We start from the raw sequence: 14117 nt of genomic DNA, 5'->3' as shown, positions 1-14117 counted from the left end.
CTTCAGCTGTTCAGTTCTGCGCTGCCGGCCCGGTCCCGCCGGACGGCTGCGCAGCGGCATCGTTCGTCCCGGGGGGTCCGGACGGACCTGTGGTGGGTTCCGACGGCGACCCGGTGCGCTCCGTCGCGCCCGGGTCCTGCCGTGCCGCGGCGGGGCGCTCGGGCTCGTTCCCGGGCGTGCCCGCGTCGGCGGTAGCGCTGTCGGTCAGCGCGTCGTCTGCGGTGAAGGCGGGGGTGCCGGTCGCCGGAGTCTCGTCGGCCTCGCGCAGGCTCGCCTCGCGGCCCCGGATGGAGCCGCGCTGGAAGGCCGACATGAGGTCGCGCATCTGCGCCGGGGTGCGGTCCCACTCCTCGGGCGCGGGGGCGACGGGGGCCGCCAGGGTGGAGGTGTCCTCGCGCAGCTGGGGCGCGAGGCTGGCCTGGCGGCGCCGCTGCGGCAGCTTCGGCCGGCCCGACGGGTCGGTCTCGGGCGGCGGCGGGGCGGTGCCCGAGCGCCCGGGCCCCGACGAGGGGGCGGCCGGGGCCGGCGGCCGGGAGGCCGCCGGGGCGGTGCGCTGGCCGCTGCCGGCCGCGGCGCCGTTGCTCGCCGGGCTCGCGGCCGGGACGGCGGGCACCGCCGCGGTGTCGGCGCCCTCGGTCGCGGTGCCGCGCTGGCCGCGCATGGACACGATGCTGGCGTCGCGGCGCCCGGCGGGCCGGACGGGCTCGCGCCCGTTGCGCCCGCCCTCGGCGGTGGCCGCGGCGCGCTGGGTGGCGGCCCGGGCGGCGCCCGCCGGGGCGGAGGATCGGGCCTCGACCAGCTCCGAGGGGATCAGGACGACCGCCTGGGTGCCGCCGTAGGGCGAGCTGCGCAGCCGGACCGCGATGCCGTGCCTGGCGGCCAGCCGCGCCACCACGAAGAGTCCGAGCCTGGAGTCCTCGGTGAGGACCAGCACGTCGAACTCTGGCGGGTTGGCGAGGGTCTCGTTGGCCTTGACGTACTCCTCGGCGGTCATGCCGAGCCCACGGTCCTCGACCTCGACCGCGACGCCCTTGGGCACCTGCTCGGCGTGCACCTCGACGCGGGTGTGCGGCGGCGAGAACGCGGCCGCGTTCTCGACCAGCTCGGCGACGAGGTGGATGACGTCGGCCACGGCCTGGCCGGTGAGCGCGACCTCGGGCACCGGGCGCAGCTTGACCCGGACGTAGTCGGCGGTCTCAGAAATCGCGCCGCGCAGCACGTCGACCAGCGGCACCGGCTTGCGCCACTTCCGGCCGGGCTGCACACCGCCGAGGATGATCAGGTTCTCGGCGTTGCGGCGGGAGCGGGTGGCGAGGTGGTCCAGCTGGAACAGCTCCTTGAGGTGGTCGGGATCCTCCTGCTCGCGCTCCAGCTTGTCCAGCAGCACCAGCTGGCGGTGGATCAGCGCCTGGCTGCGGTGCGCGATGTTCATGAAGACCTTGCTGACGCCCTCACGCGTCTCGGCCTGCTTGATGGTGGCGTTGATGGCGGTGCGCTGCATGGAGTTCAGCGCCGCCGCCACCTCGCCCACCTCGTCGGAGCCGAAGTCGAGCTCCTGCACGTCGGCGTCGAGGTCGACCTTCTCGCCGCGCTCCAGCCGCCGGACGATCCAGGGCAGGCGGTGGTCGGCCAGGATGGCGCTGTCGTCGCGGAGCCGGATCAGCTGGCGCCGGATGGCGCCCGCGTTGCGGCGCGAGACGACGATGGTGGCCATCGCGAGCAGCAGCGCGATGCCGCTGGCGACGGCGCCGGCGGTGAAGGTGCCGTCGGAGGCGGCCACCCCGCTCGCCCCGGCGGCGGCCACCTGCTGGGAGGCGAGGGTGTCCAGCGCGTCGCGGACCGGCAGCACGGCGTCGGCCCACTCCTGCTCGGAGACGGGCGGGGCGAGATCGCGCTGCTCCTCGCCGGTGATCGCGTCGACGGTGACCTCGACCTCGTCGGCGATGACCGTGCTCTCCACCGCCGCCAGCTCCGGCCAGGCCGGGCCGGTCACCAGGTCCTGGTAGGCCTGGACGGCGGGCGCCTGGCCGAGGGCGGGGGCGATGCGGTGCACCTGGCCCCGGTAGGCGCCCGCGTGCCGGGCGAACTGGTCGCGCTGCGCGCCGGTCAGCTCGTCGCGGACCAGGGCGGCGCCGAGCACGGAGTCGGCCCGCGCGAGCTGGTCGGCGGCGCCCAGCAGGGCGGCGGCCGACATCGCCTCGGCGGCCGCAGGCCCGGCCGGCGCCTCGGCGCCCAGGGTGGTGAAGAGGTTCAGGCCGCTGTCGACGACGCCGTTGTAGTCGGTGAAGCGCTCGGCCGCCTCCTCGGCGCCCGAGCCGGCGCCGTCGACCTGCTCGTGGACGCGCGGGAGCACGGCGAGCGCGGCGAGGAAGCCGCCGGCCGCCTCGCCCACCCGCTCGGAGGGGTGGCCGGTGAGCGGCTCCGCCGCCGCGGTGAAGGCCTGGAGTTCGGCCTGGGTGGCGGCGCGGTGGGCGTCGAGCTCCCCGGCGGCGGTGTCGTCGCCGGCCAGGGCGCGCATCGTGGCGCCGCGCTCGGTGACGACGGCGTGCAGCACCCGCTCGGCCGCGACCGCGGCGCTCTGCACTCCGGTGGCGGTGGAGCGCTGGGCGAGGCCGGCGTAGCCGAAGGCGCCCGCCACCATGACGCAGACGGCCAGCAGGGCGAGTCCGGGGATCAGCACCAGGCGCCGCAGCCGCGTGGCGACTGGTCTGCTGCTGACGCCGCGGGTTCGAGCCTGCGTCATGATTCCGCCTTCACTGTTCCGGAGGTCGGTTCGCGTGCCGTCAGCGCTCAGCTACCTGACGATAGTCCACGGACACGGAACGTTAGTGCACGGGGCCGGTCCCTGTGGCCTAGATCGCGAATTCGATTCGATCGAGGTCGATGCGCGGGATGCCCTGGAACGACCGCCCTGCGGGGGTCCATCCTTCCGTATCCGGATGCCCCGGGGAAACCGTGGCGCGGGGGTCGCGGCCGGCTTCGGGGCCGGTCGGCGCCCCGTCGCAGGTCACAATGGTTTCGACACGCTGTGTTACCAAGCCGGTTGTCCGGTTTCGTGCTCGTTAACGCCGCGTCAAGATTGCGGCCCTCCGGTGATTCGACGGGCTACCCTCGTCTGCGGTCCGCCGGATGATCGCCCGCGAGAAGTACCGCATCCGGCCCGTCGAGAAGCTGGATACCCCCATGACCTCCACGGCGACACCGCCGCGCGCCGGCACCACCAGCAACGGGATCGCCTACACCTCCCTCGGCTCCGGCCCTCCGGTCGTATGGCTGCGCACGGCGGTCGCGACCGACCGCAACCCCACCGGCCTCGGCCGGCTGGCGGAGGAGCGCTCCATGCTGCGCCCGCTGGCCGACGCGTTCACCGTGTACGCCCTGGGCCGCCGCCCCGGGCTCGGCAAGGGCGCCACCATGGCCGACATCGCCGCCGACCACGCCGACGCGCTGCGGGAGCTGTTCGACCGGCCGGTCCCGGTGCTGGGCCTGTCGACCAGCGGCATCGCCGCCCAGCAGCTGGCCGCCGACCACCCCGGGGTGGTGGCGCGGCTGGCGGTGATGGGCACGGCCTGCCGGCTGGGGCCGCTGGGCCGCGAGCTGACCGCCGCCTACGCCGACAATGTGGCGGCCGGCCGCCCGTGCGCGGCCGAGCCGGTGCTGCGGCCCACCGTGGCGGCGCGCCCGCTCCGGCTGGCGCTGGCCCGGCTGATGTGGCTGGTCGAGGGGGCGCCGGACGACCCCGCCGGCCTGGCCGCGATGCTGCGCGCCGAGGTGGCCGCCGACCTGTTCGACCGGCTGCCGGACATCTCCGCGCCGACCCTGGTCGTGGCCGCCAAGCACGACGCCTTCTACCCGCTCGACGACGCCCGCGCGATCTGCGACCGCGTCCCCGACAGCGACGTGATCGTGTACCCGGACTGCTCGCACACCGCGGTGCTGCGCGACCCGCGGCTGATGCCGGCGCTGCGCGGCTTCCTGGGCGCCGCCTGACCCGCCCGGGCAGGCGGCGCCCTCCGGCGCGGGCCGCCGGCCCGCGCGTCCGGCGGCTCAGCCGGCCAGCAGCGCCAGCGCACCGCCCGAGGCGATGCCGACGGCGACCACCGCCGCGCTGAGCAGCAGCAGTTCACGCGGGCGCACCGCGCGCCTGAGCATGATGAGGGCGGGCAGGCTGAGCGCCGGCAGGGTGACCAGCAGCGCGCCGACCACCCCCAGCCCGGCGCCCGCGTGGTACAGGCCCTGCGCGACCGGGATCTCCGCCGCGGTCGGCACGGCCAGCAGCGCGCCCGCCAGCGCGGCGAGCACGACCGCGCCGGCGGCCCAGGCGCCCCAGTCGGCCGGGCTGACCCAGGTCTGGGCGACGCCGATCAGGAACATGATGCCGAGGTACTCGGGGATCAGGATCAGCGCCATCCGGGTGAAGGTGCGGGCGAAGCGGCGGAGCGCGTCGGCGGCGGAGGCGGGCCCGGGCTCGCCGGCTGGGGTGGCGGGCAGGGCCGCCCCGCGCGCGGTCCCGTCCGGCTCGGGCACGCTCTCGCGGGAGCGGGCGAAGACGGCGGCGACGCACAGCACCATGGCGACGCCCGCGGCGAAGCGCACCGCCGTCCACTCCCAGGGCAGCACCAGCAGGCAGAAGACGAGCACGGCCGGGTTGAGCATCGGGTTGGCCGTCCAGAAGCCGAAGGCGGCGGCGGCCGGTACGCCCCGGCGGCGCATCGCCGCGGTGACCGGCACGGCGCAGCAGGTGCACATCATGGTCGGCAGGCCGAGCAGCGCGCCGGTCAGGGTGGAGCGCAGCGGGCGGCGGCCGTCGCCCATCAGCCGCAGCAGCCAGGCGCGCGGCAGCAGCGCGTCGATGGCGGCCGCGATGACCAGTCCGGTCAGCAGCGCCTTCCACACCGCCAGCGTGTAGGTGACGGCGAAGTCCCAGCCGGCGGCGATCGGATGGGTGCCGGCGGCCCCGCCGGCCGCTCCGGCCAGGATCGGGTCGCCCACCGCGCCGGTCGCGGCGATGTCCATCGTGCGGAAGACGTAGGGCCACCACTTCGACCAGGTGACCAGGGCGACGCACAGCAGCGCCACCGCGGCGCCGAGGATGAGCAGGGACGGGGCGGGCCGGGGCGGCCGCACCCTTTCGTTCACCACAGACATGAGGGGTCCTCTCCAGGCCCCCGCGGCCGCGCCGCGGGGGCCGTTCCAGGGGGTGTCCGCGGCCCGCCCGGCGCGGCCCTCGCGGGGCCGCGCCGGGCGCGGTCACATGAAGTTGCGAGTGTGCAGGGCGGACAGTTCGGCCGCCTCGTCGAGCGGGAAGCCGAGCCGGACCAGGCGGCGGCGCCGCCCGTCGTCCATGGCGTGCTGGAGCCGCCGGACCCGCTCGCCGCCCGCCGCGATGGCCGCCGGGGTCCACTCCCCGGCGGCTAGCACGACGAGCGAGGCGAACACGTCGTCGTTGAGCCCGGCGGTGTCGGCCAGCGCGTCGTGGCGGCGCTCGATGGCCCCGCGCAGCCGGCCGAGCAGCGCCGGGTCCTGCTCGGCCTGCCGTTGCAGGTGCGCGACGCCGAAGGCGACGTGGCGGCGCTCGTCCTGCATGGCCAGCCAGGCGATCCGGCGGGTGACCGGATCGGGGGCGTAGGTGTGCAGGAAGGCGAGCAGGTCCACGAAGCTGCCCTCGCCGAGGACGGAGAGCAGGAAGGAGGCCATGGAGAAGTCGGTCTCCTCCACCAGGGTGAGCAGCGAGGCCCGGCCGCCGGCCGAGGAGGTGCCCAGCCGGTCGCGGTGCAGCAGCGCGCGCCGGTTGAACACCTCCATGTGCCGAGCCTCGTCGGCGACCTGGACCGACAGCAGCTGCACGACCTCGCGGAAGTGCGGGTGGATGCGGCCGAGGAAGCGGGCCGGGACGATCAGCGCCGCCTGCTCGTTCTCCACCAGGTAGGTCATCAGCTGCACGACGGCCGTCTCGATCTCGGGGTCGAGCCCGGCGGCCGAGCTCCAGTCCACCGCGGTGGCCGGGTCCCACTGCCGGGAGGCGGCGTGCGCGTACATCCGCGCGACCGCGTCGGCCCAGACCACCTCGCGCTCGTTCACGTCGAAGTGGACCTCGGGTCCGCCGGCCTCGATCAGGGCGCCGCGTGCGGCCAGCCCCCAGCTGCCGGGCGGCCGGTCGACCACGCCGTGCGCGGAGCCGGCCCGCACCGCGCCGAACCAGCGGTCGTCGTCGCGGCGGCCCTTGACGACCACGGCGACGGCCGCGTCGCTGGGCGGCGCCCCTGAGCCGCCGGGGTCGGGCTCGGGGTCCTCCAGCCGGTGCCCGGCGCCGCGGCACCAGGCGCCGAGGTGGACGCGGAGTTCTGGGTGCCGCCCGGACACGTGCAGCCGCCCGCCGGGCGGCAGGCCCGCGAGGGCCCGCCGCACCAGCAGGTCGGCGCCGTCGGTGAAGCCGAGCCCGGCCAGGTCGACCCGGCCGGACGCGGCTCCCCCGCCCCCTGGGCGGGGGGTCACGGCCGGTACTCCGCCGCGGTGACCGTCCCGTCGGCGCCGTAGAAGCCGAAGCGGTCGACGGCGCGCGCCAGGGCGGCGTAGCGGTCGGTGCGGCCCGGCTCCCAGGACGTCAGGCCCTCCAGGTCCAGCAGCGGACGCACGGCGGCGTCGGCGTAGGACATGGCGCGCAGCGCGGCGATGAACGGGTCCACCAGGGAGCGCGGGGCGGTGTCGACGACCGTCATATTGCAGTGGTCGTAGCGCTCGGTCTGCGCCAGGACCCGCACCGATCCCGGCGGGAGGGTGCCCTCCCTGGTGAAGAGCAGCTGGTTGGCGTCGATGACGCAGGCCGCGTCCGCCTCGCCCGCCGCCAGGGCGCGGGCCGCGTCGCGCTCGCCGCCGATGTGGTCGCCGTGCAGGCCGACGCCGACGTCGAAGCGGCGGACCTTCACCTCCACTCCCGCCTCGGCCAGGTGGGCCAGCGGGATGAGGGTGGCCTGCGGCGAGTCGACCGCGCCCACCGCCACAGTGGCGCCGGCCAGGTCGGCCGGAGTCCGCGCCGGGGAGTCGGCGCGCACCAGCACCACGGAGGTGAGGTCGCGGTCGGTGTCGCGCATCAGCTCGGCGGTGACGGTCCGGCCGGCCGCCGCGGCGAGGCGTTCGGCGCGGATCCAGGCCAGCGGGGAGTTCCAGGCGGCGTGGATCCGCTCGGCCACCAGGTCCTCGACCTGCCGCTCGTAGGTGGAGTACAGGAGGTAGTCGAAGGGCACGCCGGTGGCGTTGAGGCGGCGCCGGAAGCCCTCCCAGATGGTGACGACCTTGGGGTCGTAGGCGACCGCGCCCATCAGCAGCGCGTCGGGGACGCTCACGCCTGCTCCCCGGCGGGCTCGTCGAAGAGCGGCTGCCCGGTGATGGCGCGGCCGACGAAGTCGCGCAGCGCACTGGTGGTGGGCGCCATGACGCGGGCGGCGCGGGCGTCGCGGAAGCGGCGCTCGACGCCGAGCTCCTTGCGGAAGGCGGCGCCGCCGCCGAGGCGCAGCGCCTGGTCGGTGACCTCGCTCGCGGTCTCCCCCGCGACGGCCTTGACCTGGAGCACCCGCAGGGTGGCGTCGGGGCGGCTCTGCTCCAGGGCGTCGAGGGTGTCGGCCAGGAAGGCGCGGGCGGTGTCGGTGGCGTTGCGCAGCCGGGCCAGCTCGTCGCGGGTGACGGGCTGCTGGGCGAGGGTCTGGCCGAGGTGTTCCAGCCGGGTGGCGGTGGCGTGCCGGGTCGCCTCGGCGACCGCGGCCTCGCAGAGGCCGACACTGAACGCGGCGTTGAGCACCAGGAACCAGGGCAGGGCGGCGGCGAGGGCGATGTCGAGTCCGGCGCCGTCCTCGCCGAGCCGCGCGGTGGCGGGGATCCGCACGCCGGTGCCGCGCACCGGGCGGGAGTCGTTGCCGCGCAGGCCGAGCCCGTCGAAGGGCCCGGCGACCTGGACGCCGGGGGTGCGGGCGGGGACCAGCCAGAGGGTCATCGGGCCGGGGGCGGCCACCGGCCTGCTGGACCAGACGTAGCTGTCGGCCGCTCCGGCGGAGGTGACCCAGCTCTTGGCGGCATTGAGGACGATGTCGCCGCCGTCGGCGGTCGCGCTGCCGCCGGGGGCCCAGAAGTGGCTGCGGGACCCGGCCTCGGAGAAGGCGAGGGTGGTGAGGTGGCCGCCGGAGGCGATGGCCTCGCGGACGTCCTTGGGGCCGTGGGCCTCGATGACGGCCGTGGCCGCGTAGTGCATCAGCACCACCATGGCGGTGGAGCCGCAGTTTCCGGCCAGGCGCTCGATCACCCGCGCGGCGTCGCGCAGCGATCCTCCGCCGCCGCCGACATCGGGTGAGGTGGTCAGTCCGAGGATTCCCGCCGCCTTCAGCGCGGATACACCGCGCTCGGGGAAGCGTCCCTCCTTGTCCACCTCCGGCGCGTCGGATGCGACGACGTCGGCGATGACCGTTTCGAGGGCGTCCAGGTACTCGGGCACGGTGCTCTCTGCCTCTCTCGGCCGGGCGGGCAGTCGTCCGGCGTGTCGTGGATGCACGGCGGCCGGCGGCGCCCCTCCCGCCCGAAGGCGTTCGGGGCGCGCACCGGCCGGCGCTCCGCATCCTTATCTGTTGTGATGAGGTGCGGCTCCCGGACCGGGAACCTTTCGCGGCCGCTGCTGCCCGGCCGCTCGGAGCAGCTACTCCGGGTGAAGGGTGTAGTTCGGGAAGTTGCCGGGCAGCCGCTCGGCGGAGTGGCCCTGGGTGACCGCCCGCACCAGCAGCTCGCCGCCGACGAAGGCGCCCCGCCAGGAGTCGCCGACGCCGCCGAACAGCTCGTCGCGGTCGCCGCGCGAGCGCGGCTTGTTGATGCCGACCTTGAACGCGCGCACGCTGCGGCCCAGCCGCTTGGCGGTCGCCTCGTCATCGCAGGACAGAGTGGACACGAGCGCGCCGTTGCTGGCGTTCATCGCGGCCAGCAGCTCGGCCTCGGTGTCGACCACCACGATGCTGTCGACCGGGCCGAAGGGCTCGGCGTGGAACAGCGGCGAGGAGGGCGGCGGCTCCAGGATCGCCACCGGCGCCACGTAGGCGCGGGTGTCCTGGCCGGGCAGGAAGCGGCCGTCGTCGACGGTGCCCCGGTACAGGGGCACGCCGCCGCCGACGATCGCGTCGTGGACCTGCTCGGACAGCTCCTTGGCCTTGGCGTCGTTGATCAGCGGCCCGAAGTCCAGTTCGGGCAGCGGGTCGTCGGGGTTCTCGACGGCCAGCGGGTGGCCGAAGCGCACCGACGCGACGGCCGGGAGGTAGGCGGCGAGGAACTGGTCGAACAGCGAGCGCTGCACGATGAAGCGGGGGTAGGCGGTGCAGCGCTGCTTGGCGTAGTCGTAGGTCTTGCGGACCTGGCCGGCCAGGGTCTCCCAGTCGCTGTACTCCCACACCCCCCAGCAGTTCAGGCCCTCCTGCTCCAGGATGTGCCGCTTGCCCAGGTCGGTGAGGGCGGTCGCCACCTGGGCGCCGGCGTCGCGGCCGCCGACGAAGGACACGCAGGAGATGTGCGGGGACTGCACCAGCGCAGGCGACAGCTCGCGGCCGCCGCCGCTGACCAGGGTGAAGGGCAGCCCTTCCCGGGCGGCCAGCGCGGTGGCCAGGGTGAGGCAGGCCAGGCCGCCGTCGGTCGGCGTCTTGGCGATGGCCGCGTTGCCGGCCAGCGCCTGCACCGCCATGGCGTGCGCGAGCACGCTCATCGGGTAGTTCCAGCTGGCGATGTTGCTGACCGGCCCCTCCAGCGGGACGCGGCCGTCCATCATCCGGTCGATCTCCTCGACGTACCAGCGCACGCCGGAGATGGCCCGGTCGACGTCCTGGGTGGCCAGCCGCCAGGGCTTGCCGATCTCCCAGACCAGCATCATGGACAGCAGGTCGCGGTGCGCCTCCCAGGCGTCGAGCGTGGCGCTGACGCGCTGCTTGCGCTCGGCGAGCGGGAGCCGCGACCACCGCTCGTGCTCCTGGGTCGCGGCGCGCACCGCCTCCTCGGCGGCCGCACGCGACAGCATCGGCGGACCGGCGATCTCGGTGCCGTCGATGGGCGAGGTCGCGGGCCTGGGCTCGCCGTCGGTGTGCCAGCGGCCGCCCCAGTAGTTGTTGACCCGGTCGGCGTCGAAGGCCTCGGGGGCGGCGGCGATCGCCTTGTCGTAGGTCTCGGACCAGGACGTGCCTGGCTTGAGTTGCAGGGCCATGTCATCCTCCGGAGGGGGACGGATGGGTCAAAGCTTTCATGACGGAGGGCGGAGCGGTTCAGCCGGTCTCGAAGACGGCCGGGCTCAGCTCGGGGACCGGTTCGAACTCCTTGATCGCGTCCAGGGACTGCCCCATGGCGGCGTTGGCCTCGCGTTCGACCATCACCTCGACCATGACGGGCAGCTGCACGCGGGCGGACTCCTCGCTGGCCCACCGCAGCGCCGGCTGGATGCTCTCCGGGTCGGTCACCCGGCGCGCCGGGCAGCCGAAGGCCTCCATCAGCTTGACGTGGTCCACGCCGTTCTCCGCGTAGTGCAGGTCAACGGCGTAGTTCATGTCGTAGGGCAGCTCCGCCTGGCGGATCAGGCCCAGGTACTCGTTGTTGACCAGCACGATGACGAAGGGGATGCGGTACTGGGCCGCGACCGCCACCTCCTCCATCAGGAACTGGAAGGAGTAGTCGCCGGCCACCGCGACCACCTCGCGCTCGGGGTAGGCCGCCTTGACGCCGATCGCGGCGGGCACCTCCCAGCCCAGCGGGCCCGCCTGGCCGCACACCAGGTAGCGGTGCGGCAGCTGGGTGCGCTGGAACTGGCCGGACCAGATCTGGTACAGCCCGATGGCGGTGACGAAGGTGGTGTCGGGGCCGTAGAACTCGTTGAGCTCCCGGAAGACCCGCGGCGGCTTGATCGGCACCGCGTCGAAGTCGTCGCGGCGCGGCAGCGTGTCGCGCAGCTCGGCCACCCGCTCGGGCCAGGCCCAGGAGCCGCGGGCCGGGGCGATCTGCGCCGCCTGCTCGTGCAGCGCGGCCAGGGTGGTGCGGGCGTGCCCGACGATGCCCAGTTCCGGCTCGAACACCTTCCCGATCTGGGTGGGCTCGATGTCGACGTGGATGAAGCGGCGGCCGCGCCGGTAGGTGTCGAGATCGCCGGTGTGCCGGTCGCCGAAGCGGGCGCCGACGGCCAGGACCAGGTCCGACTCCAGGAAGGCGGCGTTGCCCCAGCGCTGCTGGGTCTGGATACCGGCCATCCCGGCGAACAGCGGGTGGTCCTCGGGGAAGGCGCCCTTGCCCATCAGGGTGACCTGCACCGGGATCTGCAGGTGCTCGGCGAGGCGGCGCAGCTCCTTGTCGGCGTCGGCGATGACCACGCCGCCGCCGGCCAGGATCAGTGGACGCTCCGCGGTGAGCAGCATCTCCAGGGCCGCGCGCACCGGCTCGGGCCGCGGTTCGGGCACCTCCACCGGCAGCGGGCCGTCGAGTTCGGCGTCGTAGTAGCACTCGCCGCGCTGCACGTCGATCGGCAGGTCGATCAGGACCGGCCCGGGGCGGCCCGAGCGGGCGATCCGGAAGGCCTCGCGGAAGACCCACGGCGCCTGCGCCGGCTCCTTGAGCTGCACCGCCCACTTGGTGACGGGCTTGGCGATCTCGACGATGTCGACGGCCTGGAAGGCCTCGGTGTGCAGCTTGTCACGGGCGGCCTGGCCGGTGATGCAGATGATCGGGATGGAGTCGGCCATCGCCGTGTACAGGCCGGTGATCATGTTGGTGCCGGCCGGGCCCGAGGTGCCGATGCTGACGCCCACGTTGCCGGTGACCCGCGCCCAGCCGTCGGCGGCGTGCGTGCCGCCCTCCTCGTGCCGGACGGTGATGTGCTTGATGCCGCTGTGCTGCATCGCCGAGTACAGCGGCAGGATCGCCGCGCCCGGGATTCCGAAGACCGTGTCCACGCCCTCGGATTCGAGGACCTTGACCACGGCCTCCATGCAGGGAATTCGCTCCATTGACCTCAGCCCTCCGACCGGCCGGACAGGTTCTCGATGACCTTCAGCAGCGCGGAATGGTCCAGCGTGCCGTACCCCTGGGCTCGTGCGGACGCGATCAGCTGCGCGACCAGGCCCGCCATCGGCAGCGAGACCTCCGCCGCCCGTGCCGCGGACTGCACGATGCCCATGTCCTTGTGGTGCAGGTCGATCCGGAAGCCGGGGGTGAACTCCCGGTCGACCATGGTCTGCCGCTTGAGTTCGAGGATGCGGCTGGCGGCCAGGCCGCCGGCGAGCACGTCCAGGCCCCGCTTGCCGTCCACACCCGACGCCTCCAGCAGCACCAGCGCCTCGGCCACCAGCGCGTAGGTGCCGCCGACGACGAGCTGGTTGGCGGCCTTGACCGTCTGGCCCGCGCCGGCCCCGCCGACGTGGACGATGGTCTTGCCCAGCGCCTCGAACACCGGGCGCGCCGCCTCGAAGTCGGCGTCGGAGCCGCCCACCATGATGGACAGCGTGCCGCCGATGGCGCCCGGCTCGCCGCCGCTGACCGGCGCGTCCAGGGTGCGCACCCCGGCGGCGGCGCCGGCCTCGGCCACCCGGCGGGCGGTGAGCGGCGCGATGCTGCTCATGTCGATGTAGAGGGTCCCGGGCTTGACGGCGGCGATGACGCCGTCCTCGCCGAGGGCGACGGCCTCGACGTCCGGGGAGTCCGGCAGCATGGTGATGACGATGTCGGCCTCGCCGACCGCCTCGGGCAGGCTGGTGGCGGCGCGGCCGCCGTCCTCGCGCAGTTTGGCCAGGCGCTCGGCGCCCAGGTCGAAGCCGATGACGTCGTATCCGGCGCGGACGAGGTTGGCGGCCATGGGGCCGCCCATGATGCCCAGGCCGATGAATCCGATCGTGGTCATGTCAGAGTCTCCTTAGGAGTGGCCGGGCAGCCCGGTGAAACTGGCGGCGCTGGGTCCCTGGGGCTTGTACTCCAGGCCGACGTGCCCCTGGTAGGGGCTGGCGGCCAGGGCGCCGAGCAGGCCGGTGAAGTCGAGTTCGCCGGTCCCCGGCTGGCCCCGGCCGGGGATGTCGGCGATCTGCACGTGGCCGAAGCGGTCGGCGTGCTCGGCGATGACCTGGTGCAGGTCCTCGCCCATGCGGCCGAGGTGGTACAGGTCGGCCAGGAAGGCGACGTTGTCGACGCCGCCCTCGGTGCGCACCCGGTCGATCAGCGCGAGCGCCGCCTCGGTGGAGACGATCGGGTAGTCGGGGCTCTCGTAGGAGTTCAGCGCCTCGACCACCACGGTCGCGCCGATGCGCGCCGCCGCGCGGGCGGCGATGGCCAGGTTGTCGACGGCCAGGTCCTCCTGCTCGCGCGCCGGCACGCCGGGCACCCGGTTGCCGTACAGGGCGTTGAGGACGCGGGTGCCGGTGCGCTCGGCCAGGGCGACCGTCGCCTCGATGTTGGCGAGGAAGCCGGCGGAGTCCGCGGGCCTGGACAGCCAGCCGCGGTCGCCGCCGGGCATGTCGCCCGCGATGAAGTTGAGGCCGACCAGCTGCGTCCCAGCCGATTCGAGCGCCTTCACCAGCGCGTCCACGTCCTGGTCGTCGGGGACCGGGTTCGTGTCGAAGGGCCACCACAGCTCGACGGCGTCGAACCCCGCGGCCGCGGCGGCGGCGGGGCGTTCGAGCAGGGGCAGTTCGGTGAAGACGATCGACAGGTTGACGTCGTATTTCAGGTCGCTCAGCGACATGGGGCTCCCTCTGATGGTTCGTGCCTCGCTTCACTCATCCGGTGGGCGCGGTGGCCGGTGCACGCGTCGCGCCCCGTGGTCGTCGCCCTGGTCCCCGGTCCGGCGGATCGGCGCCGGCCCGGGGGCGGTGGTAATGCGGAAATGTCAAGAACGCGGAAAAGCGGTACCGGAATGCGGATGACGCGGGCCGGATGTGCGGCCGTTCCGCCGGGCGGCCGCGGTCACGCGAATTCGGACCGAGCGGTCCCGAACAGGGTCCGCCCGGCCCGAACGGCCTGCTAGAGCCCGAGCTTCTCGTAGATCTCGCGGGCGAGTTCGGCGGTTTCGGTGGGGGTCTTGCCCACGCGGACGCCGGCCTTCTCCAGGGCCTGCTTCTTGGCGGCGGCCGTGC

10 protein-coding genes and 1 pseudogene are annotated in these 14117 nt (G+C 74.6%); 1 reads left to right on the top strand and 10 read right to left on the bottom strand.

All coding sequences use genetic code 11. The annotated features are described in order from the left end of the window. Positions 1-10: 10 nt before the first annotated feature. A complete protein-coding gene (locus CLV72_RS33765; RefSeq protein ID WP_106253636.1) occupies positions 11-2743 on the bottom strand; it encodes a sensor histidine kinase in 2733 nt (910 codons plus the stop codon). A 386-nt stretch (positions 2744-3129) separates the two neighbouring features. Here CLV72_RS33765 and CLV72_RS30510 point away from each other — a divergent pair, with 386 nt between their 5' ends. Continuing rightward, on the top strand, positions 3130-3990 hold the full coding sequence (locus CLV72_RS30510) for an alpha/beta fold hydrolase (RefSeq protein WP_106253633.1): 861 nt from the start codon (positions 3130-3132) through the stop codon (positions 3988-3990). A 57-nt stretch (positions 3991-4047) separates the two neighbouring features. Here the strand turns inward: CLV72_RS30510 and CLV72_RS30505 are convergent, their stop codons facing one another. From CLV72_RS30505 to CLV72_RS33500, 9 genes and pseudogenes are all read right to left on the bottom strand, one after another. Beyond that, entirely contained in the window at positions 4048-5148 is a 1101-nt protein-coding gene (locus CLV72_RS30505; RefSeq protein WP_106253630.1) for a permease, read from the bottom strand. A gap of 102 nt (positions 5149-5250) precedes the next feature. Next, entirely contained in the window at positions 5251-6495 is a 1245-nt protein-coding gene (locus CLV72_RS30500) for a hypothetical protein (protein ID WP_106253628.1), read from the bottom strand. Further along, positions 6492-7343, bottom strand: a complete 852-nt coding sequence (locus CLV72_RS30495) for a phosphate/phosphite/phosphonate ABC transporter substrate-binding protein (RefSeq protein ID WP_211303182.1) — start codon at positions 7341-7343, stop codon at positions 6492-6494. Before CLV72_RS30495 ends, CLV72_RS30500 begins: the two co-directional genes overlap by 4 nt. Further along, complete coding sequence (locus tag CLV72_RS30490; RefSeq protein ID WP_106253625.1) at positions 7340-8482, bottom strand: acyl-CoA dehydrogenase family protein; 1143 nt, start codon at positions 8480-8482, stop codon at positions 7340-7342. The genes CLV72_RS30495 and CLV72_RS30490 overlap by 4 nt, the downstream gene beginning before the upstream one ends. A gap of 198 nt (positions 8483-8680) precedes the next feature. Further along, the gene (locus CLV72_RS30485) at positions 8681-10219 is read right to left on the bottom strand and encodes an aldehyde dehydrogenase family protein (protein ID WP_106253623.1); all 1539 of its coding nucleotides are present in this window, start codon (positions 10217-10219) and stop codon (positions 8681-8683) included. 58 nt (positions 10220-10277) lie between these two features. Further along, entirely contained in the window at positions 10278-12002 is a 1725-nt protein-coding gene (gcl, locus tag CLV72_RS30480; RefSeq protein WP_106253621.1) for a glyoxylate carboligase, read from the bottom strand. A gap of 5 nt (positions 12003-12007) precedes the next feature. Continuing rightward, complete coding sequence (locus tag CLV72_RS30475) at positions 12008-12892, bottom strand: 2-hydroxy-3-oxopropionate reductase (RefSeq protein WP_106253619.1); 885 nt, start codon at positions 12890-12892, stop codon at positions 12008-12010. A 12-nt stretch (positions 12893-12904) separates the two neighbouring features. Next, entirely contained in the window at positions 12905-13726 is an 822-nt protein-coding gene (locus CLV72_RS30470) for a hydroxypyruvate isomerase family protein (RefSeq protein ID WP_106253616.1), read from the bottom strand. Between the two features lie 278 nt (positions 13727-14004). Further along, positions 14005-14117 (bottom strand): annotated as a pseudogene (locus CLV72_RS33500) (succinate--CoA ligase subunit alpha); the annotation flags it as partial.

Source organism: Allonocardiopsis opalescens, assembly GCF_003002095.1.
GTDB lineage: Bacteria > Actinomycetota > Actinomycetes > Streptosporangiales > Streptosporangiaceae > Allonocardiopsis > Allonocardiopsis opalescens.
The sequence above is the reverse complement of the archived record's forward strand: the minus strand, read 5'-3'. Positions and strand labels throughout refer to the sequence as shown.